Origin of the sequence: Sphaerisporangium krabiense, assembly GCF_014200435.1 — a bacterium.
In the GTDB taxonomy this organism is placed as follows: domain Bacteria; phylum Actinomycetota; class Actinomycetes; order Streptosporangiales; family Streptosporangiaceae; genus Sphaerisporangium; species Sphaerisporangium krabiense.
Map to the genome: position 1 here is coordinate 1,291,705 of NZ_JACHBR010000001.1, position 21,244 is coordinate 1,312,948.

Below are 21,244 nucleotides of genomic sequence, written 5' to 3' on the forward strand. Positions count from 1 at the left end.
AAAGAATCGGTACCCATTTGGGTGGAATGGGTACCTATGGGGGTAGTTATCCCGTTACAAGGTATGGAGGCGTCGGGCGATGCTCGACGTGTTGGCAAAGAAAGCCACACAGAGACCAACCGGATCAGGTACAGCCATGTGTCAACACCAACCTCAGTGCCCGTCCGCGGACGCCGTCGATCGTGAGGCCGCCGCGCTGGTCGCGTTCCACCCCGAGCAGGGGTGGGGGCTGCTGTGCAACGGCGTGGTGATCTTCGACGACACCGGCGACCTGCTTCCCGACGGCCGCATCGTGCCCGTCCACCGCTGTGTCTACGGGTGGGCGGCATGACGGCGACACTCACCGAGAACGCGCCGGCGAAGGTGACGAACGTGACGAACGTGAAAATGCGCACCGGCGTGGTGCTCCACACGCGTCCGCTGGGGCACGCCGACAGGCAGGCCACGTGGGTGCTGGTCCCGGACGCGGCCGTCGTGCCGATGACGCGCAAGAGGCTGCGCCGCCGGCTGGCCTCCTGGGGCGTCGGGGACGCCGACGTCGCGGAGCTGCTGGTCAGCGAGCTGGTGACCAACGCGATGCGTCACTCGTGGGGCGCGGTCATGAGCTTGTCGCTGGAGCAGGGCACGATCCGCTGCGAGGTGCAGGACACCAACCCCGCGCTGCCGCGCGTCTGCGAGGCGCACGACGGCGACGAGGGCGGTCGAGGCATGTTCCTCATGGAAGCGCTTTCCACGGCGTGGGGAAGCTACCGCATGTCAACGGGCAAGGTCGTCTGGTTCGAGCTGCCCGCCGCGGATCCGGGCGACTGAACCCGCGCGACGCCTTCCGATCGTCATCGACGCGCAGGAGAGGAGGGGAGACGAGCGATGAGCGAGATCCACAGACCGGGCGACCCGGAGACGACGCCCGCGAAGCCGCAGGCGCGACGGGTGCGGGTGCGCAGACAACGGGTCCGCGCCGCCGACCACCCCTTGGACCTGCGGACGCCGTCCGGCCGCACGCTGCCCTACTGATCGTTCCCGCGGCCTGACGGGCAAGCGCTTTCCCGCCGCCCGCGCGCATGTCTTGTGGCTTCCCCTGCTCCCCCGCTTCCCCCGGCGGTGACGCCGGGGCCGACGGACCGCCCACACCGTCCGGCCCCGGCGTCCCGCACCTTCCCCGGCGGGCTCCGGAACCGCTCGGACCGCTTGGGCCGCGCCGTCCGGACGAGGCTTCAGGGGCCGTCTCCGCCGCCCTCGTGGGCGCGCCGCTGCTCGGCGACCCACACCGCGATCTGCGCCCGTGAGTGGAAGCCCAGCTTGCTCAGGATGTGCTCGATGTGCCCCTCCGCCGTGCGCTGGGCGATCACCAGCCGCGCGGCGATCTCCTTGTTGCTCAGCCCTTCGGCGACGAGCCCGGAGATCTCGGTCTCCCTGCGGGTCAGCGGGGACGGCGCCCGCTCCGGCGCGCGCCCGGGCGTCGCGGGGCACGCCTGTTCGGCGACGGCGTAGGTCAGCGCCTCCTCCAGGGACATGCGGAGCCCCTGCGCGAACGCGGCGCGGTAGGCGGGCTCGCCGAGCGCGGCGCGGGCCCGCGCCTCCGTCTCGTCGTGGTAGCGGCCGAGGTGCCCGAACCCCGGCAGCGGCGTGCCCACGGCCCGCCAGACGGCGGCCAGCGCCCCGAGCAGCCGGGCGGTCCGCTCGTGGGCGTCCGCGCCGGTGGCGATCCAGGCCAGCACCTCCAGGCACAACCCCACGCCGAGCCAGTCGTCCAGCGGGCCGACCACGCGCAGGCCCTGCTTCACGGTCTCGGCGGCGCGCGGGCAGTCCCCCTGCCGCCAGGCCTCGACGCCGAGCGCGATCAGGGCGTACGCCCGGTGCACGTGATCGCCCCTGGCGTCGCAGATCTGCAGGGCCTCCTCGCCGTAGGCCGCGGCGCGTTCGGAGTCGCCCTCGAAGGAGCAGGTCAGGCACAGCCGGTTCAGCGCCATCACCTGGCCGACCTCCTCCTGCGCGGCGCGGTGCCCGGCGAGCGCCTCCTCGAACATCTTGGCCGCGACGCCCGTGTCGCCCTCGTGGAGCGCCACCATGCCCGACTGGAGCGTGACGTAGGCGAGCAGCCCGTCCAGGCCGAGCTCCTCGCCGATGCGGCGGCTCTCCTCCAGCATCGCGACGGCCGCCGCGACGTCGCCCTGGACGATCGCGAGCCAGGCGGCGCTCCACAACGCGCGGGCACGGGGCTCGCCGGGCTCGGGGACGAGCGCGAGTCCGCGGTCGAGCCAGTGTCGTCCCTCGCGGACGTGGTGGCAGGTCCTCCAGTGGAAGAGCAGGTCGGCGGCCATGGTGAGGCCGTCGCGCGCCTCGGCGGGCCCGCCGTCCTCGGCGTAGGAGGCGAGCGCGGCCCGCAGGTTGGCGTGGTCGAGCCGCAGCCGGGTCAGCCACTCCACCTGGGCGCCGCCGAACCGGTGGGCGTGCGCCTGGCGCGCCAGGTCGCGGTAGTAGTCGCGATGGCGGCGGCGCAGCTCCTCCTCGGCCCCCGACTCCGCGAGCCGGTCCTTGCCGTACTGCCGGATCGTCTCCAGCAGGCGGTACCTGACCTCGCCCGGATGCTCCTCGCGCAGCAGCACGGACTTCTCGACCAGCCCGCTGACCAGGTCCATGACGTCCTCGCGGGCGATGCCGCCGCCGGAGCAGACCGCCTCGGCCGCCTCCAGGTCGAGGCCGCCGGCGAACACCGACGCGCGGGCCCAGAGCAGCCGTTCCGGCTCGGTGCAGAGCTCGTGGCTCCAGTCGACCATGGCGCGCAGCGTCTGGTGCCGGGGTGGCACCGCCCTGGACCCCGAGGCGAGCAGCCGGAACCTGTCGTCCAGCCGTTCGAGCAGTTGCCGGACCGACAGGGCGCGCAGCCGCACGGCCGCGAGCTCGATGGCCAGCGGGATTCCGTCCAGGCGGCGGCAGATCCGTTCCACGGCGTCCCGGTTGGCCTCGGTGACCGCGAACTCGGGAAGCACGGCCTCGGCCCGCTCGGCGAACAACCGCACGGCGTCCACCTGGGCGAGCGCGTCGACGGACAGCGGCCGGCCGCCGGCCTCGGGGAGGGGAAGCGGGAGCACCGCCATCGTCCGCTCGCCGCCGATGTGCAGCGGCTGCCTGCTGGTGGCGATCACCCGCAGCTCGGGCGCGCAGGCGAGCAGTTCCTCGGTGAGCACGGCGCACTCGTGGAGGACGTGCTCGCAGTTGTCGAGGATCAGCAGCGCCTTCTTGTCGGCCAGGTGGTCGGCGAGCCGGTCGAGGTTGGAGCCACCGGAGCCCTCGCGCAGCCGCAGCACGTCGGTCAGGGTCTGCGCGAGCAGGTCAGGACGGTCGAGCGTGGCCAGCTCGGCGAGCCAGACGCCGTCGGGGAAGGCGCGGCCGACCTCGGCCGCGACGCGGGCGGCCAGCCTCGTCTTGCCGACGCCTCCGACCCCGGTCAGGGTCACCAGGCGGGATTTCGCCAGCAGCGACCTGATCTCGGCCACCTCCCGCCGGCGCCCCACGAAACTCGTCACCTCGGCGGGGATTCCGCGTGTCCGCCGGGTTCTGGAGGTGCTCACTGCCATGTGCCGCTCACCCGTGCCTCACGCCGACCTGGGCGCGCCCAGCACGCAGGTCGGCATAAGTCAGGTTATGCCTGGTAACGATCGCTCTGGACCCCGCCGAGCACCGATACCCCCAGGGGAACGCAAAGCTTTCATGTCCCGGGTAGTGGGGGAAAAGCAGACAGAGGTTGTCGTATATCGGTGACAGCATCGCCCGCATGACGACGACACGACCTTCTTCGGGACCTCTGGCGGGACCTCTGGCGGGAAAGGTGGCGCTGGTCGCGGGGGCGACGCGCGGCGCGGGGCGGGGCATCGCCCGCGAGCTCGGCGCGGCGGGCGCCACGGTGTACGTGACCGGCCGCTCCACGCGCGGGTCACGCTCGGAGATGAACCGGCCCGAGACCATCGAGGAGACCGCCGAACTGATCAACGAGGCCGGGGGCACGGCGATCCCCGTCCAGGTGGACCACCTGGAGGCGGAGCAGGTCCGATCGCTCGCCGAGCGCGTCGACCGCGAGCAGGGCCGCCTGGACATCCTGGTCAACGACATCTGGGGCGGGGACGGCCTCATGGAATGGCACGCGAAGCTGTGGGAACACGACCTCGGCCGCGGCCTGCGCATGCTCAGGCTCGCCGTCGACACCCATCTCATCACCGGGCATTTCCTGCTGCCGCTGATGATCCGGCGTCCCGGCGGGCTCCTCGTCGAGGTCACCGACGGCACCTCCGACTACAACGCGCGCCACTACCGGCTGTCGGCGTTCTACTACCTGGCCAAGGAGTCGGTGAACCGGCTGGGCTACGGGCTCGGCGAGGAGCTGAGGCCGTACGGCTGCACCGCCGTCGCGCTCACCCCCGGCTGGCTGCGCTCCGAGCGCATGCTCGAAGTGTTCGGGGTCACCGAGGAGAACTGGCGGGACGGCGGCGCGCGCGACCCGCACTTCCTGATCTCCGAGACGCCGTCCTTCGCCGGCCGGGCGGTCGCCGCGCTGGCCGCCGACCCCGATGTGGCCCGCTGGAACGGACGGTCGCTGTCCAGCGGCGGGCTCGCCCAGGTGTACGGCTTCACCGACCTCGACGGCAGCCGGCCGGACGCCTGGAGGTACCTGGAGGAGGTCGTCGACGGGGGCGAGCCGGCCGACGCCGACTCCTACCGCTGATCGTCGGCGGCGTCACCGTACAGCGCCGCCATGCGCCGTGCGGCCTCGCCCATGCGGACGCGCAGCCCCGGCGGGTCCAGGACCTCGACCTCGGGGCCGAGCCGCAGCAGCACCCCGAAGGCGACGTCCTCGATCGGCTCGACGGGCAGGCGGGTGACCACCCGGCCGCGCTCGTCGGGCTCGCCCGCGGCGTCGAGGGCGAACCTGGCGGCGAACGGCTCGACGACGTGCCGCAGCGCGCGCACGCCCGCGGCGGTGAGCCGCACGGTGATCTGGTCGGTGAGCACCGAGGCCTGGAACTCGGCCACTCCGGAGGCCCAGAAGTCCACCAGGTCGAACGCCTCGTCCCTGGTGAACCGCTCGCCGGTGGGCGTGACCCGCACGACCCGGTCCACGCGGTAGGTCCTGCACTCCTCGGCCGTCGCCCGCCCGCCGGGGCCGGGGACGTGCGCCACCAGGTACCAGACGCCGCTCTTCAGCACGAGCCCGTACGGCCGGGCCACGCGGGTCACCTCGCGGTCGCCGCGCCGGTACCCGAGCTCGACGGTCCGGTCCTCCCACACCGCGCGGGCCAGCTCCGCCAGCAGCGGCGGCGGCTCGGCCTCGGCGAACCACCCGGGGATGTCGAGGTGGAAGCGCTGCCCGGCCCGCGCGGAGGCGTCCCGCAGGCCGGGCGGGAGCGCGGCGAGGACCTTCAGGCGGGCGGAGGTCACCGCGTCGGCCAGGCCCATGTCGCGGATCGGCCCGGTGAGCCCGGACAGGAACAGGGCCTCGGCCTCCGGGCGGCTGAGGCCGGTCAGCCGCGTGCGGTACCCGCCGACGAGGCGGTAGCCGCCGTGGCGGCCCCGGTCGGCGTAGACGGGCACGCCCGCGGCCGACAGCGCCGTCATGTCGCGGACGATCGTGCGCGGCGAGACCTCCAGCTCGCGCGCCAGCTCGGCGGCCGTCATCGTCTCGCGCGACTGCAGCAGCAACACCGCCGAGATCAACCGGGAGGCCCGCATGTCCCCATCTTGGCCCCTCGGGGAGTCGGGGCCGTCCGCGGGCGGGTAACGCACGAATCTACGAAGACCACACCAAAGATCAGCGGATCCGGCCCCGCGATCAAGGGTTGGCCCGGAGACCGGCCGCCCGGCCCCCGCCCGCCCGCACGCCGGCATGGAATGGCACCGGGCCCGGCCATCGGCAGGGAAAAACGGTTTCACGGCGGGCCCGCCTGGAGAAAGGACCGCGAATACCGCGGGCTTTTCTGGAAAACTCTGGAACAGGGGCGCCGCCGCCACATGACCGGGATTTGATGGAGCCCTTCCGCACCTCCGCACGCGACCCTTTACGTCACCGTTTTGCCGCTCGGGTTTTGTTTTACCCGCCGCCCCCGCTCCTGGCGTCCACGGCATTGTCCCGATTACGGAAGATGGGCGTTCACCGCGTTCCCCCGGAGATCCATGGCCGTCGATCCCCTGCGCCTTACGCCGACCGTATGGCCGCTGAGCTGGGCGGGTCATCGCCCGCGCCCGTACGCCTTGGGCGTCGGTTTACCCGCGGCGAGCTTTATCCCGGCGAATCCCGCACGCCTTCCGAAGCCGCTTCCGCCATGCCGTCCCCGCGCCGGCGCCGCCGCGCCGCCGGTCGCCGCGGCACCGCTTCCCCGACCGGTCCCCGGGGCCGCACTTCCGAAATGCCTGGTTAATCTGTAATGGTGAGCAGGACCCGCGGCACGCCGGTATGCCGTTGAAAGGAACGAGCACACCCGCACCCTTGGGAGGAGAGCCTCGATGAGTCTCGCCGAGCGCAGCGCCAAAGGCGACATATTCGTGCAACCGAGCGTTGACGGCGACCTGCCCGGCCCGCGCTCGGCGGAACTGCTCGCCCGGCAGGACCGGCGCGAGTCCAACGCCCGCACGTACCCGCGGCGGCTGCCCATCGCCGTCGCCGAGGCGTCCGGCAGCTTCCTGCGCGACGTCGACGGCAACGTCTTCATCGACTTCCTGACCGGCGCGGGCGTCCTCTCGCTCGGGCACAACCACCCCGAGCTGGTGCGGACCGTGACGGCGCAGCTCGCCCGCCTCACCCACGGCCTCGACTTCCCCACCCCCGCCAAGGACGCGTTCACCGAGGCCCAGCTCTCCATGCTCCCCGCGCCGCTGCGCGACCGCATGAAGCTGCACTTCTGCGGCCCCACCGGCGGCGACGCCGTCGACGCGGCGCTCAAGCTGTGCAAGACCGCGACCGGGCGCGGCGGCGTCGTCGCCTTCCAGGGCGCCTTCCACGGCAGCGGCCACGCGGCGATGGCCGTCAGCGGCCTCGTGCGGCAGAAGGCGCCGGTCGCCGACGGCGTGCCGGGCGTCCACTTCTTCCCCTACTCCTACTGCGCGCGCTGCCCGCTGGACCTGGCCCCGCGGACGTGCGACACCAACTGCGCCGCCTACCTCGAACACTCGCTCAGGGACGGCAACGGCGGCGTCGGCCGCCCCGCCGCAGTGATCATGGAGATGGTGCAGGGCGAGGGGGGCGCGGTGCCGGCCCGGCCCGAGTTCGTCCGGCGCGTCCGGGCGCTGACCCGCGAGCTGGACATCCCGCTGATCGTGGACGAGGTGCAGACCGGCGGCGGGCGCACCGGCACGTGGTTCGCCTTCGAGCGCTATGACATCGAGCCGGACGTGATCGTCGCCTCCAAGGCGCTGAGCGGCATCGGCGTCCCCGTCGCGGTCATCCTGTACGACCGGCGGCTCGACGTCTGGGAGCCCGGCGCGCACATCGGCACCTTCCGCGGCAACCAGCTCGCGTTCGCCGCCGGGGCCGAGGCCGTGCGGATCATCCGCCGCGACGACGTGCTCGGCAACGTGCGCAGGCGCGGAGAGCAGGTGGCCGGGCTGCTGGCCCCGCTGGCCGAGAAGAACCCGTGGGTGCGCGAGGCGCGCGGCGCCGGCCTGATGTGGGGCGTCGAGCTGGCCGACCCCCGGGACGGGAGCCCCGCCACCGGCGCGGCCCGCCGCGTGCAGGCGTCCGCGCTGCGCCGGGGCCTGGTCATCGAGGTCGGCGGGCGCGACGACTGCGTGATCCGCATCCTTCCCCCGCTCAACGTGACCGCCGACGTGGTGGACACCGCCTGCTCCATCCTGATCGGCGCCATCGAGGAGTGCTGCCCGGTGGCGGCCTGAGGACGGCGACGAGGCGCACCTGGGACGGAGGCGGCATGACCAGACAGGCCGATGTCGAGGACGCCCGGAGGCCGTGGTGGCCCGCCGGGCGCGGCAGGGACGCCCGGGACTCGACCGCGCCCGCGCCGGCGGGCGCGGGACGGCCGGGGCGCGGGCGGGACCGGCTGGAGGTCCTCTTCGAGGAGATGTGCGACCGGCTGCGGGCCGAGCGCCGCCGCGGCGCCGTGGCCGTGGACGCGGACGGCGTCCCGCTCACCTACGACGAGCTGGACGCCCGGGCCAACCGGCTGGCCCGCCACCTCGCCCGGCGCGGCGCGCGTCCCGGCGACAGGATCGCGCTGCTCTTCGACCACGGCGTCCCCGCCTACGAGGGCATGCTCGCCGTCCTCAAGATCGGCGCGACGTACGTGCCGCTCGACCCCGGCTACCCCGCCGACCGGCTCGCCCACATCCTCGGCGACGCCGCGGTGCGGCTGGTGCTCACCCTCTCCCACCTGCGTGACCGCCTGCCCGGCGCCGTCGCGCTGTGCCTGGACGAGGCCGCGGACGCCGTCGCCGCCGAGGACGGCCGGCGCCTGACCCGCGAGGAGCGCGGCGAGCGGCCCGACGACCTGTGCTACATCGTCTACACCTCCGGCTCGACCGGCCGCCCCAAGGGGGTGGCGGTCGAGCACGCGTCCATCTGCAACTTCGTGCGCGTCGCCGCCGAGGCGTACGGGCTGCGGCGCGACGACCGCGTGTACCAGGGCATGACGATCGCCTTCGACTTCTCGGTCGAGGAGATCTGGGTGCCGCTGATGTCCGGGGCCACGCTGGTGCCCAAGCCGCCGGGCACGAGCCTGGTCGGCCGCGAGCTGCGCGAGTTCCTCCAGGACCGCGGCGTCACCGCGCTGTGCTGCGTGCCGACGCTGCTGGCCACCCTGGACCAGGACGTGCCCGGCCTGCGCTTCCTGCTGGTCTCCGGCGAGGCGTGCCCGCCCGACCTCGTGCGGCGCTGGCACCGTCCCGGCCGCAGGTTCCTCAACGTCTACGGGCCGACCGAGGCCACGGTCACCGCGACCTGGACCACGCTGCACCCCGGCAGGCCGGTGACCCTCGGCGTGCCCCTGCCCACCTACTCCGTGGTGATCCTGGACCCGGACCGACCGCGCGTGCTGCCGCCGGGCGAGCTCGGCGAGATCGGCATCGCGGGCGTGGGCCTCGCCCGGGGGTACCTCAACCGGGACGACCTGACCGCGCGGGCGTTCATCCCCGACTTCGCCGGCCTTCCCGACAACCCGTCGGGCCGCATCTACCGGACCGGGGACCTCGGCAGGCTCACCGAGGACGGCGAGATCGAGTACCACGGCCGCATCGACGGCCAGGTGCAGATCCACGGGTACCGGGTCGAGCTGGCCGAGATCGAGTCGGTGCTGCTGGAGGTGCCCGGGATCGCCCAGGCCGTCGCCGGCACCCACGAGCCCGAGCCCGGCGTGGCCGAACTGGTCGCCTACTACAGCGCCCGCGGGGACGCCCCCGCCCCGGACCGGGAGGAGATCTACGCGCACCTGCGCCGCCGCCTCCCCCGCTACATGATCCCCGCGTACCTGGAACGGCTGGCGGCCGTCCCCATGCTGCCCAGCGACAAGGCCGACCGCGCGGGGCTCCCCGCCCCCACCGGGCCCCGGGGCACGTCCTCGGAGAGCCCGTACGCGGCGCCGGGCACGGTCGCGGAGAAGATCCTCGCCGACACGCTGGCGCGGGTCGTCCACCAGGACCAGGTCTCGGTCGACGACCACTTCTTCGACGGGCTCGGCGCGAACTCGATGCTCATGGCGCGGTTCTGCGCCCGGGTGCGCGAGGAGGGGACGCTGCCGCCGGTGTCGATGAAGGACGTCTACCTGCACCCGACCGTACGGAGCCTGGCCAAGGCCCTCACCGAGACCGCCCCCGTCCTCGCGCCGGCCGAGCCCGGCGCGCCCGGGCTCGTGGCGCCGCGCGGCGGCACGGTCCGGTACCTGCTGTGCGGGGTGCTGCAACTGCTGCTGTTCCTCGGGTACGCCTACGCCGGCGCGCTGGCGGTGACCGCGTGCTACACGTGGCTCGACGGCACCGAGGACCCCGCCGAGCTCTACCTACGGGCGCTGGCGTGCGGCTGCGGGCTGTTCGCCGGGCTGTCGCTGCTGCCCATCGTGGCGAAGTGGTCCCTGATCGGCCGGTGGAGACCCGGGCGCTTCCGTGTCTGGACGCTCGCCTACCTGCGGTTCTGGACGGTCAAGACGCTCGTGCGCCACAGCCCGATGGTGCTGTTCGCCGGGTCGCCGCTCTACCTGATGTACCTGAGGGCGCTCGGCGCGCGGATCGGCCCCGGCGCGGTGATCCTCTCGCGGCGCGTCCCGGTCTGCACCGACCTGCTCACCGTGGGCGCGGGGACGGTGATCCGCAAGGACGCGTACTTCTCCTGCTACCGGGCCCGCGCGGGCATGATCGAGGCCGGGCCGGTGACGCTCGGCCGGGACGTGCTCGTCGGCGAGTTCACCGTGCTGGACATCGGGACGCGGATGGAGGACGGGGCGCAGCTCGGCCACTCCTCCTCGCTGCACGAGGGCCAGACGGTGCCGGCCGGGGAACGCTGGCACGGCTCCCCCGCCCAGCCCGGCGGCGCGGGCCACCCTGCGGTGGCCCCGGCCCGGTGCGGCGCGGCGCGCCGGTTCCGGTTCGGGCTGCTGCAACTGCTCGGCACGCTGCTGCTGGCCATGCCGCTGACCGTGGCCGGTTCCTACCTGCTCGGCGTCCTCGTCCTCGAACCCGCCGGGCTGGACGGCCGGAGCACGACCGGGTGGGGCCTGGTCGCCGCGGCGCTCGCCGTGTCGCTGCTGCTGTTCTGCGGCGGCGTCGCCGGGGTGCTCCTCCTGGTCACGACCGTTCCCCGGCTGCTGAACCTCGTGCTCACGCCCGGCCGGGTCTACCCGCTCTACGGCTTCCACTACTGGGCGCACCGGACCGTCGGCCGCCTCACCAACACGACGTTCCTGATGCGGATGTTCGGCGACAGCTCGTTCATCGTCCACTTCCTGCGCGGCCTCGGCTACGACCTGTCCAGGGCGAGCCAGACGGGGTCGAACTTCGGGCTGGAGCTCAAGCACGAGTCGCCGTACCTGGCCGCCGTCGGCCCGGGCACGATGGTCTCCGACGGGCTGTCGCTGATCAACGCGGACTACTCCGGCACCTCGTTCCGGCTGTCCCCGGCGACCATCGGCGCGCAGACGTTCCTCGGCAACGACGTCGCCTACCCGTCACAGAGCAGGGCGGGCGACAACTGCCTGCTCGCGACCAAGGTCATGGTCCCGGTGGACGGGCCCGTGCGGCACGACGTCGGGCTGCTCGGCTCGCCGTGCTTCGAGATCCCGCGCTCGGTGCAGCGCGACAGCCGCTTCGACCACATCAAGACCGGGGAGGAGCTGCGCCGCCGCCTGGCGGCCAAGAACCGGCACAACGCGGTCACCATCGGCCTGTACCTGCTGGTCCGGTGGGGTCACCTCTTCGGCGCGACGCTGCTCGCCATGATCGCGGCGAGCCTGTACGGGCGGTTCGGCCCCGCCGTCGTCGCCGCGGGCGTGCTGTGCACGCTGGTCTTCTCCGCGCTCCTCCTGGCGCTGGTGGAGCACGCCGCGACCGGATTCCGCGCGCTGCGCCCGCGGTTCTGCTCGATCTACCAGCCGTACTACTGGCGGCACGAGCGGTTCTGGAAGCTCAGCGGCACGTCCCTGCTGGACGTCTACAACGGCACCCCGTTCAAGAACCTGGTCTGGCGGCTGCTGGGGGTGCGCCTCGGGCCGCGGGTGTTCGACGACGGCTGCCACATCCCCGAGCGGACCCTGGTGTCCGTCGGCGGCGACTGCACCCTGTCGGAGGGGGCGCTGATCCAGGCCCACTCCCTGGAGGACGGCACGTTCAAGTCCGGCCGCATCGTGATCGGCGGTGGATGCACGATCGGCGCCAAGGCCCTCGTCCACTACGGCGTGACCATGGGCGAGGGCGCGGTCCTGGACGCCGACTCCTTCCTGATGAAGGGCGAGGAGGTCGCCCCGCGGGCCCGCTGGCGCGGGAACCCGGCCGTGCAGACCTAGGCGAGCAGTCCGTCCAGGACGGCCGGGGCCAGCCCGAACGCCGTGGTCATGCCGACCCCCGAGGTCACCGAGACCACTTGGACCCCGGGGGCCGGGGTCGCGACCAGGAAGTCGCGGCCGGGCGCGGAGGCGTAGACGCCCCGCCAGCGCTCCCGCACGGTCAGCGGACCGCCGAGCAGGTTCGCGACCTGGGCGAGGATGCCCTGGTCCAGGTGCTCGTGGCCGAACGGGTCGAGCGTGCGGGCGTAGGCGTGGGTGTCGCCGACGGTGAGGTCGCCGTCGGGGCGCTGGGTGAGCATGAGGTTCAGCCCGGCGGCCACCAGCTCGGCGTGCTCGCCGGTCAGGCGGTCCCGGAGCGCGGGCAGCGACGGGCAGGAGGCGAAGCCGGGGTACTTCATCAGCGAGAACCCGCTGAGGACGGCCGCGTCCACGGCGCCCGCCGCCGGGCCGCGCACCCGCATCATCTGCAGGCCGCAGCGGACCAGCCCCGCCTCGTCGGCGATCTCGGGGAAGTGCCGGTCCACGTCGTGCCCGACGGCGACCACCACGTGGCCGGCCGCCAGCTCGCCCCTGCTCGTGCGGACCAGGCCCGGCTCGACGGTGAGGGCCGCCGTGCCCCACAGGAAGCGGACCCCCCGCGCGGCGAGCCAGGCCGCGATCGCGGGGACGGCCTCGCGCGGGTCCACGCGGACGTCCATGGGCAGCCACGCGCCGCCGAGGACGTCGGGGCCCGCCGGCACCCGGGCCTCGACGCCCGCGCGGTCCAGGGGCACGGCCTCCTCGCCGCGCAGCGCGTGGAACTCCTCCAGCACGGCCATCTCGTCCTCGGCCCGGGCGAGGACGACCGTGCCGCTCTCGCGCAGCCAGAATCCGGCCGACCTCGCCAGGCGCACCCAGGTATCCCTGGCCGTCCTGGCGTAGGCGAGCGCGGTGCCGTCCTGGGCGGTGACGCAGCCGTGCCCGAAGTTGCGCACCGACGCGCCGACCGCGCGTTCGTCGCGTTCCACGACCACGACGGAGCGGCCCCTGGCGAGTGCCTCGCAGGCGTGGGCGAGGCCGACGATGCCGGCGCCCACCACGACCACGTCGGCCCGCTCCGGCCGCCGGAGGAGTCCACTTGTCATGACAAGCAGGGTCGCCGAGCCGACGGCCATCCGTCAACCCGGGGCGGCGATGTTCGCCATCCGTTCATTTCCGCCGGTAAATGTGCCTATCGTCCCCTTGCGCGGCTGCCCGCGACCTGTATAGTCAACCGGCGTGGACGACCCCCTGCACAAGCGCATCGCCGACGATCTGCGCCGCCGCGTCGCCGCCGGCCTGCTCGCCCCCGGCGACCCGCTGCCCTCGGAGTCGCGGCTCTGCGCCCAGTGGTCGGCCTCGCGCGGCCCGGTGCGCCAGGCGCTCGCCGCGCTGCGCGCCGAGGGGCTGATCGGCGGCGGCCGGGGCCGTCCCCCGGTCGTGCGCGGCGGCCCGGTGCCGCAGCCGTTCGAGACGCTGCTGTCGTTCACCCGCTGGGCGGAGAGCCTCGGCCGCGTGCCCGGCCAGCGGCTGCTGGAGATCGCGCGCAGACCCGCCCGCGCCGAGGTCGCCGACGCGCTGGAGATCGACGAGGGCGAGCCCGTGGTCGAGCTGCTGCGGCTGCGCCTGCTCGACGGCAGGCCCGCCATGATCGAGCGCACCGCGTTCGCCGAACCGGTCGGCCGGCTGCTGTTCGACTTCGACCCCGGCTCCGGCTCCGTCTACGCCTACCTGGCCGCCCAGGGCGTGGCCCTGACCGTCGCCCGGCACGTCTTCGACGCCGTCGCCGCCGACCCCCTCGACTCCTCGCTGCTCGACGTCCCCGAGGGGGCGCCCCTGCTGCGCGAGCTGCGGCGCGCGTCCGGCGAGTCCGGCGAGCCCTGCGAGTACTCCGACGACCGCTACCGGCCCGACCTGGTGACCTTCACCATCGAGAACGCCCAGCGGGCCCACCCGTCCTTCAGCCGTTCCCGGCGGCCCGGCCCGGCCGCCGCGCATCCCGACCGAGGTGGCTCATGACGATCGAACTCATGGTCCTGGACATCGCCGGCACGACCGTCGAGGAGTACGGCGCCGTCTACGACGCGCTCGCCGACGCCGCCACCGCGGCGGGCGGGCGGCCGTCCGCCGCGGACGTCCAGCGGTGGATGGGGGCGGGCAAGCGCGAGGCCATCGCCCACCTGCTGGCCGACCGTCTCGGCCCGGTGGACGACGCCACGGTGGACGCCGCGTTCGCCGACTTCCGCGCCCGCCTGGACCAGGCGTACCGCGACCGGCCGCCCGTCGCACTGCCCGGCGTGCCCGAGGCGCTGGCCCGCGTCCGCGCCGCCGGGGTCAAGGTCGCGCTCACCACCGGCTTCGACCGCGAGGTCACCACCGGCCTGCTCGGCACGCTCGGCTGGGACGCCACGGTGCTGGACGCCGTGGTGTGCGTGGACGACGTCCCCGCCGGGCGGCCCGCGCCTTACATGATCTTCCGCGCGATGGAGGCGACCGGCGTCCACGACGTCGCGCGGGTGCTGGTGGCGGGCGACACCGTCCGCGACCTCCAGGCGGGCACGAACGCCGGGGCCGGGTTCGTGGTCGGCGTGCTGACCGGCAAGCTGGACGCGGTCACGCTGGGCGCCGAGCGCCACACCCACATCCTGCCGGGCGTGGCCGACCTGCCCGCCCTGCTCTGACCCGGGCCGTCACGACCGGCTCGCGTACACCCGCGCCTTCGCCGTGCGGACGGCCGCCGACAGGGTCGCCACGTCGTACGCGCCCTCGTGGCGCCGCCCGTTGACGAAGAACGTCGGCGTGCCCGACACCCCGCTGAGGTCGGCGGAGTCGACGTCCTCGGCGATCCGCTCGGCGCCCGCGTGGGCCTCCAGGTCCTCGTGGAACCGCTGCACGTCCAGCCCGATCCGCTCGGCGTAGGCGAGAAGGTCGGTGACGAGCAGGGCCCCCTGGTGGTCGAGCAGGATGTCGTGCATCTCCCAGAACGCCCCCTGTTCCGCCGCCGCCTCGGCCGCCTCCGCGGCGAGCTGCGCGGACGGGTGGACGTCCTGCAGCGGCAGGTGGCGCCAGACGTACCGCAGCTCGCCGAAACCGGCCAGCAGCTCGCGGACGATCGGCTCGGCCTGGCCGCAGTAGGGGCACTCGAAGTCGCCGTACTCGACCAAGGTGACCGGCGCGTCCTCCGGCCCCCGCATGTGGTCGCGGTACGGGTCCACGGGCGCGGCCAGGTCCACGATCGGCTCGGCGGTGCCGAGCAGCGCCCGGATCTTCACCGGGCGCGGCAGCAGGGCGGTCAGCCGCGAGACCAGCCAGGTCAGGACGGACGCGGCCAGCGCGGCGGCGAGCACGCCGAACTTGGCCTCCTCCAGCTGCGGCCCCTCGAAGGCCAGCGTGGCGATCAGCAGCGACACCGTGAAGCCGATCCCGGCGATCGTGCCCCCGCTCACCAGGGCCGCCCAGCCGACCGGCGCCCGCACCCGTCCCCCGCTCAGCCGGGTGACCAGCCACGTCGCCCCCGCGATGCCCACCGGCTTGCCGAGGACGTACGCGAAGAAGATGCCGAGCGTGATCGGCGAGCGCAGGGCGCGCTCCACGAAGGCCCCGCTGATCGGAATGCCCGCGTTGGCCAGCGCGAACATCGGCACGATCACGTAGCCGGTCCACGGGTGGTAGAGCTGCAGCAGCCGGTGGTTCGGCGAGATCGCCTTGGCGACGCCGAGGCTGGCCGAGCGGGCCAGCTCGGCGGTCGGCTGCTCGCGGAACAGCCGGAACAGGTCCGAGGCCCGCTCCAGATCGGAGCGTGCGGCGGGCGAGGCGTAGGTCAGCAGGCCCATGGCCAGGCCGATGACGACCGGCTCGACGCCGGACTTCAGCAGCGCCACCCAGGCGGCGGCCCCGAGCAGCACGTAGATCAGCCCGCTGCGCAGGCGGGCGGCCTTGACCAGCAGCGTCAGACCGAAGATCGCGACGGCGGCGACGAGCCCCGGCCAGGAGACGTCGCGGCTGTAGAACAGCGTGATCGCGGCCAGCGCCACCAGGTCGTCCACGACGGTGACGGTGAGCATGTACGTGCGGGCGCGGGTGGGCAGCCGGGAGGCGACCAGGGCGAGCATCCCGAGCGCGAAGGCCGTGTCCGTGGACATCGCCGCGCCCCAGCCGTACGCCGACGGCCGGCCCCCGTTGAACAGCAGGTAGACCACGATCGGGACGAGCATGCCGCCGACGCCCGCCACCACAGGGAGCAGGAGCCTGCGCCGGTCACGCAGCTCCCCCATGTCGAACTCGCGGCGGGCCTCCAGGCCCACGACGAAGAAGAAGAACGTCATCAGGCCCGCGTTGACCCAGTGCCGCAGGTCCAGCGCGACGCCGGCGTCGCCGACGCTCACCGACAGGTGCGTGCCCCAGATCGCCTCGTACGAGCGAGGCGCGAGGTTCGCCCACCCGAGCGCGGCCACCGTGGCGGCGAGCAGGATCGCGGCGCTGCCCGTCTCCGTGCGGAGGAACTCGCGCAGCGGGGTGTCGAACCGCCACCCCCATGTGGTCCGTCCGGAGAGCGGCCTGCCCCCTTGCCGAAATTCCGTCACGTGTCTTTCGACATCGCGCGGCGGCGAGGCATTCCCGCGGCCACCCGCCCGGCCGCCCCCGTGATCCGTCCCGCCGCACGGAAACGCCGACGACCGCGGGCATTTCCGTGCGGAACGAGCGCGGCGGATTCATCCGGGCCGTCTAGCCGCCACGGCGCCCGGAGGCGATCCCCGGAGGCGCGACGGCCAGCGCCTTCTGGATGGCCTCCACCAGGGCCAAGGCCGACTCCTCCGTCAGCTCGACGGCCACCCGCGCGGAGGGGCCCTCCGCCGGGTTGGTGAAGTCGATGTTCACGGTGTGCTCGTGGCAGGCGTGGTAGGGGTGGTCGACGTAGACCATGCCCTGCTTCACCGTGAACCAGCCGGAGCCGCCCTTGCCGGCGCCGTCGAGCTCGAACTTCTCGGTCAGGTACGTGCACATACCGGCCTCCCGTCAGGCGCCGAGGTGGCGGCCGAAGAACGTGAATACCTTCTTCCAGCCGTCGAGCGCGGCGGCCGGGCGGTAGCTGGGGCGGTCGACGGCGAAGAACCCGTGGCCGGCGTCCGGGAAGACGTGGAACTCGTGTTCCTTGCCCAGCCGGTCCAGCTCGGCGGACAGCCTGGCGACCTCCTCGGGCGAGGGGCGGGCGTCCTCGGCGCCGAACAGCCCGAGCAGCGGGCAGGACAGGCCGGGCGCCTTGGACAGCAGCGACGCCGCCTGCAGCGGGTACCCGGCGGGCGAGTCGCTCGCGACGAACGCGCCGTAGCAGTCCACGGCCGCGTCCAGTGGCAGCGAGCAGGCGGCCAGGAAGGTCTGCCGGCCGCCCGAGCAGTATCCGATCACCCCGACCTTGCCGTTCGCGTGGTCGAGGGAGTTGAGGTGCGCCACGGCCCCGGCGACGTCTCCGACGAGCTGCTCGTCCGGGATTCCCCCCTTGGCGCGCGCGGCGGCGGCCTGGTCGTCGTGGCCGACGCCCGCCCCCTCGCGGGAGTACAGGTTCGGGCAGATCGCCGCGTACCCGTGCGCCGCGAACCGCCGGACGATCTCCCTGGTCGCCTCGTCGTACCCCGGCATGTGGTGGATCACCACGACGCCGCCGCGGGGGCCGTCGTGGAGCGGATACGCCAGGTACGCCTCAAGCTCGGCCTTCTCGTGACCGCTGATCGTGACCGTCCCGGCCCGCATCGCGTCGTTCATTCGCGCCTCCTCGTGCTCCGCGGAGATCCCATTCTGCTCACCCGTCCCCGCCGTCTCCCACCACCCCCGGCCGAGGGACGTGCGCGGGGTCGTCCCGGTGGGTCATGATCGTGGTCCACCGAGGCGTACGCGGGGAAGGAAGTCCATGCCGCACTACAGCAGGATCTACAAGGCCGTGGTGGACGTCCCCGAGGAGGTCCACGACGCGGAGCTGAAGTTCTGGGAGGGTGCAACCGGCCAGGCGCTGCACCACAACGAGCGCTACCCCGAGTACCACGGCGCCCAGCTGCCCGGCGAGGCGTTCGCCCTGCTCGTCCAGAAGCTCGGCGAGGGGCCGGGCGGGCTGCACCTCGACATCCACACCGACGACCTGGACGCGGAGGTCGCGCGCCTGGAGAGCCTGGGCGCCACGCGGGTGAGCCACGTGAACGGCCACTGGTGGGTCATGCGCGACCCGGCCGGCCTCCTGTTCTGCGTGATCCCCGACAGGTCGGGCACCTTGAACGACTCCAACGCCCAGCGCTGGGACTAGCCCCGATCGAGGGCCGCCTGGCGGCGGAGCGCGGCGACGGCGGCGCCGATGGCCGGGCGGCCGGCCGCGCTCTCCCGCCAGAGCGCGAAGACGCGGCGGATCGGCGGCGGGTCGATCCGGACGTACCGCACCGACGGGGGCGCCTGCTCGCGGCCCAGCCTGGGGATCACCGCGACCCCGAGCCCGGCGGCCACCAGCGCGAGCTGCGTCGAGTGCTCGGACGCGGTGTGCGCCACCCTGGGCTCGCCGCCCTCCGCGCGCAGGGTGCGCACGAGCCAGTCATGGCATATCTGGCCGGCGCTCCAGCTGATCCAGTCGTCACCGGCCAGTTCCCCGACCGCGACGCGATCACGGCCCGCGAGAGGGTGGGCGTCCGGCAGCGCCACGTCGAACGTGTCGTCCAGCAGGTCGCGCCGCATCAGGCCGTCCGGCGCGGGCGTGACGTCCTCGGCCCAGTCCTGCGCGACGGTGACGTCCAGCCTGCCCCGGCGCAGGTCGGGGATCGCCTCGTGCGGCTCGCGCTCCGCCAGGGCCACCGACAGCTCCGGGTGCCGTGCGCGCAGGTCGCGCAGCGCGCCGGGCAGCAGGCCGCGCGCGGCGGTGGCGAAGGCGGCGATCGTCAGGGACCCGGCGACCACGCCGCGGTGCTCGGCCATGCCGCTCTCGACCCGTTCCGCGTGGGCCAGCAGTTCGCCCGCGTGCCTGGCGAGCAGTTCGCCCGCCTCCGTGAGCCGTACGCCCCTGCCCCGCCGTTCGACCAGCCGCTGCCCCATCTCACGCTCCAGCCGCCCGACCTGCTGAGATATGGCGGAGGTGGTGACGTGCAACGTGCGCGCCGCACCGACGACCGACCCGGTGGTCGCCACGGCGTGCAGCACCCGCAACCGATCGAGATTCAACATCGTAGAAATGCTACGTGTTCGACTCCATGAAGACTCGCTTGTCCTTACGGATCGGCCCCCGCAGAGTTGTCCCGTCACCCCCCGCCTACTCTGTGACCGGCCCACGGCCCCACCGACGCATCCCGAGGAGAACCGTGCTCACTTCCGACGCCGCCGGCACCATCACCATCGGCGGCGACCTGCCCGTCAACCGGCTCGGGTTCGGCGCCATGCGGCTGCGCGGCGGCCCCACCTCGCAGGACCGGGCGACCTCGGCCGCGGTCGCCCGGCGGGCCGTCGAGCTGGGCGTCTCGTTCATCGACACCGCCGACTCCTACGACCTCGGCGACAACGAGGCGCTGCTCGCCGAGGCCCTGCACCCCTACCCCGACGGCCTGGTGATCGCCACCAAGGCCGGCCAGTGCCACCCCGGCGACGACTGGATCCCGCTCGGCCGCCCCGAGTACCTGCGCCAGCAGGCCGAGCTGAGCCTGCGGCGGCTGCGCGTCGAGCGCATCGACCTCTTCCAGTTGCACCGCATCGACCCGACCGTGCCGCTCGCCGACCAGATCGGCGCGCTGCGCCGCCTCCAGGACGAGGGCAAGGTGCGTCACGTCGGGCTGTCGGAGGTGACGGTCGCCCAGATCACCGAGGCCGAGAAGATCACGCCGATCGTGAGCGTGCAGAACCGCTACAACCTGACCGACCGCGGCTCCGAGGCCGTCCTCGACCACTGCGAACGGGAGGGGATCGCCTTCATCCCGTGGCTTCCCGTCGCCCGCGCCCGCACCGGCGCCGCCGGCCCGGCCGACCCGATCGGCACGGTCGCCGGCCGTCTGGGCGCCACGCGCACCCAGGTGGCGCTGGCCTGGCTGCTGCACCGCTCCCCCGTCATGCTGCCGATCCCGGGTACGTCGTCCCGCGCCCACCTGGAAGAGAACATGGCCGCCGCCTCGCTCCGTCTCACCCCGGACGACGTCGCCGACCTCGACGCTCTGGGACCGTCCGCCCCGTGACCCGGCACCGTTCCCGCGCACGGCACGGCTCGAGCAGAACGCCAGGAAAGGGGAGATCCATCTGGAGACGGCCGTGCTAGCGTGATGGTGCACGTATGGCTTATTGATGATGGTTCGTAGCCATCAGCGAGAAGTTCAGGCGGGACCCCTTGAAGATCACTCGCTGGGGCGCGAGCGGCGTGACGCTGACCGCCGTGGCCGCCCTCACCCTCGTGTCCTCCACCCCCGCGCAGGCCCTTCCCCAGGGTTCGTGCGGCGCCTCCTACCGCAAGGTGGCCACGTACCCCATCTCGCATGGGGCGAAGGACGGGAAGGCGTACGGCACGGTCACGCTGTACCAGAGCCCCACCGCGCACCGGAAGTGCGCCATCGCCCGGGTGGCGGCCTCCTACATCGGCAAGACCTCCTACATGTACGTCTCGCTCCTCGTGGACAAGAACCGCAACAAGAAGTACGACGGCCCCGACCTCGGCGTCGCCGACGGCAGCCCGAAGTACAAGTGGTTCGCGGGCCCGGTCTTCGCCCCCGCCGACCGCCTCTGCGTCCAGGTCACCGGCACCCTCAGGATCGGCTCCCAGCCCGCCGTCCAGGGCGGCACCCCGGACGGCGGGTGGAAGCACTGCGGCTAGCCCACCACGGCGGGGCGTAGCCTGGTGGCGTGATGGCCGAGCGGTCGTCCCGGGGCTTCTCCGCCGCGGAGGAGACGGTGCTACGCGATCTCCTCACCGCGGAGCGCGTGAGCACGGTGACGCGGATCGAGGTGCTGACGCGCGCCTGGGACGACATCGTCACGTCCGCCGCGCTCGTGGCCACCGACGACGAACACGACCCCGAGGGCGCCACCATCGCCTTCGAACGCGCCCACGTCCAGTCCCTCCTCGACCAGGCCAGAACCCATCTGGACGCTCTGGACCACGCTCTGGAACGCCTCCGACAGAACGCCTACGGCGTCTGCGAACGCTGCGGCGACCCCATCCCCCTTCTACGCCTCCAGGCCCGCCCAACGGCCACGACCTGCGTCCGCTGCGCCGGCCGCTGAGGCCCGAG

At 73.5% G+C, this 21,244-nt stretch carries 19 protein-coding genes; 12 read left to right on the top strand and 7 right to left on the bottom strand.

Annotated elements, in window-relative coordinates:
• Window positions 1–136 precede the first annotated feature (136 nt).
• From BJ981_RS05610 to BJ981_RS05620, 3 genes are read left to right on the top strand one after another with little or no spacing between them, the layout of a single operon-like run.
• Window positions 137–331 (top strand): DUF5999 family protein, encoded by a 195-nt coding sequence (locus tag BJ981_RS05610; protein ID WP_184608677.1) that lies wholly within the window; start codon window positions 137–139, stop codon window positions 329–331.
• Between the two features lie 41 nt (window positions 332–372).
• Complete coding sequence (locus tag BJ981_RS05615) at window positions 373–810, top strand: ATP-binding protein (protein WP_184608679.1); 438 nt, start codon at window positions 373–375, stop codon at window positions 808–810.
• Between the two features lie 57 nt (window positions 811–867).
• A complete protein-coding gene (locus BJ981_RS05620; RefSeq protein ID WP_184608681.1) occupies window positions 868–1,014 on the top strand; it encodes a hypothetical protein in 147 nt (48 codons plus the stop codon).
• 200 nt (window positions 1,015–1,214) lie between these two features.
• On the opposite strand, the gene BJ981_RS05625 is transcribed toward BJ981_RS05620, so the two are convergent.
• Window positions 1,215–3,527: an ATP-binding protein gene (locus BJ981_RS05625; RefSeq protein WP_239139436.1), complete on the bottom strand. Its 2,313-nt coding sequence runs from the start codon at window positions 3,525–3,527 to the stop codon at window positions 1,215–1,217.
• Window positions 3,528–3,775: 248 nt separating this feature from the next.
• Here BJ981_RS05625 and BJ981_RS05630 point away from each other — a divergent pair, with 248 nt between their 5' ends.
• Entirely contained in the window at window positions 3,776–4,720 is a 945-nt protein-coding gene (locus BJ981_RS05630; protein WP_184608684.1) for an SDR family oxidoreductase, read from the top strand.
• Here BJ981_RS05630 and BJ981_RS05635 read toward each other — a convergent pair.
• Complete coding sequence (locus BJ981_RS05635; RefSeq protein ID WP_184608687.1) at window positions 4,711–5,724, bottom strand: helix-turn-helix transcriptional regulator; 1,014 nt, start codon at window positions 5,722–5,724, stop codon at window positions 4,711–4,713. The two genes, BJ981_RS05630 and BJ981_RS05635, sit on opposite strands and share 10 nt — an antisense overlap.
• A 771-nt stretch (window positions 5,725–6,495) precedes the next feature.
• Between BJ981_RS05635 and BJ981_RS05640 the strand changes: the two genes are divergently transcribed.
• Both BJ981_RS05640 and BJ981_RS05645 read left to right on the top strand, forming a co-directional pair.
• Window positions 6,496–7,881, top strand: coding sequence for an aspartate aminotransferase family protein (locus BJ981_RS05640; RefSeq protein WP_184608689.1), 1,386 nt, complete (start codon window positions 6,496–6,498; stop codon window positions 7,879–7,881).
• A 35-nt stretch (window positions 7,882–7,916) separates the two neighbouring features.
• On the top strand, window positions 7,917–11,990 hold the full coding sequence (locus BJ981_RS05645) for a Pls/PosA family non-ribosomal peptide synthetase (RefSeq protein WP_184608691.1): 4,074 nt from the start codon (window positions 7,917–7,919) through the stop codon (window positions 11,988–11,990).
• Here BJ981_RS05645 and BJ981_RS05650 read toward each other — a convergent pair.
• Window positions 11,987–13,114: a TIGR03364 family FAD-dependent oxidoreductase gene (locus BJ981_RS05650; RefSeq protein ID WP_184608692.1), complete on the bottom strand. Its 1,128-nt coding sequence runs from the start codon at window positions 13,112–13,114 to the stop codon at window positions 11,987–11,989. The two genes, BJ981_RS05645 and BJ981_RS05650, sit on opposite strands and share 4 nt — an antisense overlap.
• Before the next feature lie 133 nt (window positions 13,115–13,247).
• On the opposite strand from BJ981_RS05650, the gene BJ981_RS05655 reads away from it, so the two are divergent.
• Both BJ981_RS05655 and BJ981_RS05660 read left to right on the top strand, forming a co-directional pair.
• Window positions 13,248–14,027 carry a GntR family transcriptional regulator gene (locus BJ981_RS05655; RefSeq protein WP_184608694.1) on the top strand — a complete coding sequence of 260 codons (780 nt, stop codon included), beginning with the start codon at window positions 13,248–13,250 and terminating at the stop codon, window positions 14,025–14,027.
• Window positions 14,024–14,689 (top strand): phosphonatase-like hydrolase, encoded by a 666-nt coding sequence (locus tag BJ981_RS05660; protein ID WP_184608696.1) that lies wholly within the window; start codon window positions 14,024–14,026, stop codon window positions 14,687–14,689. The genes BJ981_RS05655 and BJ981_RS05660 overlap by 4 nt, the downstream gene beginning before the upstream one ends.
• Before the next feature lie 9 nt (window positions 14,690–14,698).
• Here the strand turns inward: BJ981_RS05660 and nhaA are convergent, their stop codons facing one another.
• The 3 genes from nhaA to BJ981_RS05675 form a co-directional block, all read right to left on the bottom strand.
• Window positions 14,699–16,591 (bottom strand): Na+/H+ antiporter NhaA, encoded by a 1,893-nt coding sequence (gene nhaA / locus BJ981_RS05665; protein WP_184608698.1) that lies wholly within the window; start codon window positions 16,589–16,591, stop codon window positions 14,699–14,701.
• 142 nt (window positions 16,592–16,733) lie between these two features.
• Entirely contained in the window at window positions 16,734–17,012 is a 279-nt protein-coding gene (locus tag BJ981_RS05670; protein WP_184608701.1) for a DUF6295 family protein, read from the bottom strand.
• Window positions 17,013–17,024: 12 nt separating this feature from the next.
• Entirely contained in the window at window positions 17,025–17,768 is a 744-nt protein-coding gene (locus BJ981_RS05675) for a dienelactone hydrolase family protein (protein WP_184608703.1), read from the bottom strand.
• A 145-nt stretch (window positions 17,769–17,913) separates the two neighbouring features.
• Here BJ981_RS05675 and BJ981_RS05680 point away from each other — a divergent pair, with 145 nt between their 5' ends.
• A complete protein-coding gene (locus BJ981_RS05680) occupies window positions 17,914–18,300 on the top strand; it encodes a VOC family protein (protein WP_184608704.1) in 387 nt (128 codons plus the stop codon).
• Here BJ981_RS05680 and BJ981_RS05685 read toward each other — a convergent pair.
• Complete coding sequence (locus BJ981_RS05685; protein ID WP_184608706.1) at window positions 18,297–19,202, bottom strand: LysR family transcriptional regulator; 906 nt, start codon at window positions 19,200–19,202, stop codon at window positions 18,297–18,299. The genes BJ981_RS05680 and BJ981_RS05685 overlap by 4 nt on opposite strands.
• A 134-nt stretch (window positions 19,203–19,336) precedes the next feature.
• Between BJ981_RS05685 and BJ981_RS05690 the strand changes: the two genes are divergently transcribed.
• The 3 genes from BJ981_RS05690 (at window position 19,337) to BJ981_RS05700 (ending at window position 21,236) form a co-directional block, all read left to right on the top strand.
• The gene (locus BJ981_RS05690) at window positions 19,337–20,197 is read left to right on the top strand and encodes an aldo/keto reductase (RefSeq protein ID WP_275422314.1); all 861 of its coding nucleotides are present in this window, start codon (window positions 19,337–19,339) and stop codon (window positions 20,195–20,197) included.
• A gap of 149 nt (window positions 20,198–20,346) precedes the next feature.
• On the top strand, window positions 20,347–20,826 hold the full coding sequence (locus BJ981_RS05695) for a hypothetical protein (RefSeq protein WP_184608708.1): 480 nt from the start codon (window positions 20,347–20,349) through the stop codon (window positions 20,824–20,826).
• A 32-nt stretch (window positions 20,827–20,858) separates the two neighbouring features.
• On the top strand, window positions 20,859–21,236 hold the full coding sequence (locus BJ981_RS05700; RefSeq protein ID WP_184615683.1) for a TraR/DksA family transcriptional regulator: 378 nt from the start codon (window positions 20,859–20,861) through the stop codon (window positions 21,234–21,236).
• The last annotated feature ends 8 nt before the right edge of the window (window positions 21,237–21,244 follow it).

Coding starts and splice junctions, on each gene's coding strand:
- BJ981_RS05610 (WP_184608677.1), top strand. CDS start 137: ATGTGTCAACACCAACCTCAGTGCCCGTCCGCGGACGCCGTCGATCGT.
- BJ981_RS05645 (WP_184608691.1), top strand. CDS start 7,917: ATGACCAGACAGGCCGATGTCGAGGACGCCCGGAGGCCGTGGTGGCCC.
- BJ981_RS05700 (WP_184615683.1), top strand. CDS start 20,859: ATGGCCGAGCGGTCGTCCCGGGGCTTCTCCGCCGCGGAGGAGACGGTG.
- BJ981_RS05620 (WP_184608681.1), top strand. CDS start 868: ATGAGCGAGATCCACAGACCGGGCGACCCGGAGACGACGCCCGCGAAG.
- BJ981_RS05680 (WP_184608704.1), top strand. CDS start 17,914: ATGCCGCACTACAGCAGGATCTACAAGGCCGTGGTGGACGTCCCCGAG.
- BJ981_RS05670 (WP_184608701.1), bottom strand. CDS start 17,012: ATGTGCACGTACCTGACCGAGAAGTTCGAGCTCGACGGCGCCGGCAAG.
- BJ981_RS05635 (WP_184608687.1), bottom strand. CDS start 5,724: ATGCGGGCCTCCCGGTTGATCTCGGCGGTGTTGCTGCTGCAGTCGCGC.
- BJ981_RS05640 (WP_184608689.1), top strand. CDS start 6,496: ATGAGTCTCGCCGAGCGCAGCGCCAAAGGCGACATATTCGTGCAACCG.
- BJ981_RS05685 (WP_184608706.1), bottom strand. CDS start 19,202: ATGTTGAATCTCGATCGGTTGCGGGTGCTGCACGCCGTGGCGACCACC.
- BJ981_RS05675 (WP_184608703.1), bottom strand. CDS start 17,768: ATGAACGACGCGATGCGGGCCGGGACGGTCACGATCAGCGGTCACGAG.
- BJ981_RS05650 (WP_184608692.1), bottom strand. CDS start 13,114: ATGACAAGTGGACTCCTCCGGCGGCCGGAGCGGGCCGACGTGGTCGTG.
- BJ981_RS05660 (WP_184608696.1), top strand. CDS start 14,024: ATGACGATCGAACTCATGGTCCTGGACATCGCCGGCACGACCGTCGAG.
- BJ981_RS05630 (WP_184608684.1), top strand. CDS start 3,776: ATGACGACGACACGACCTTCTTCGGGACCTCTGGCGGGACCTCTGGCG.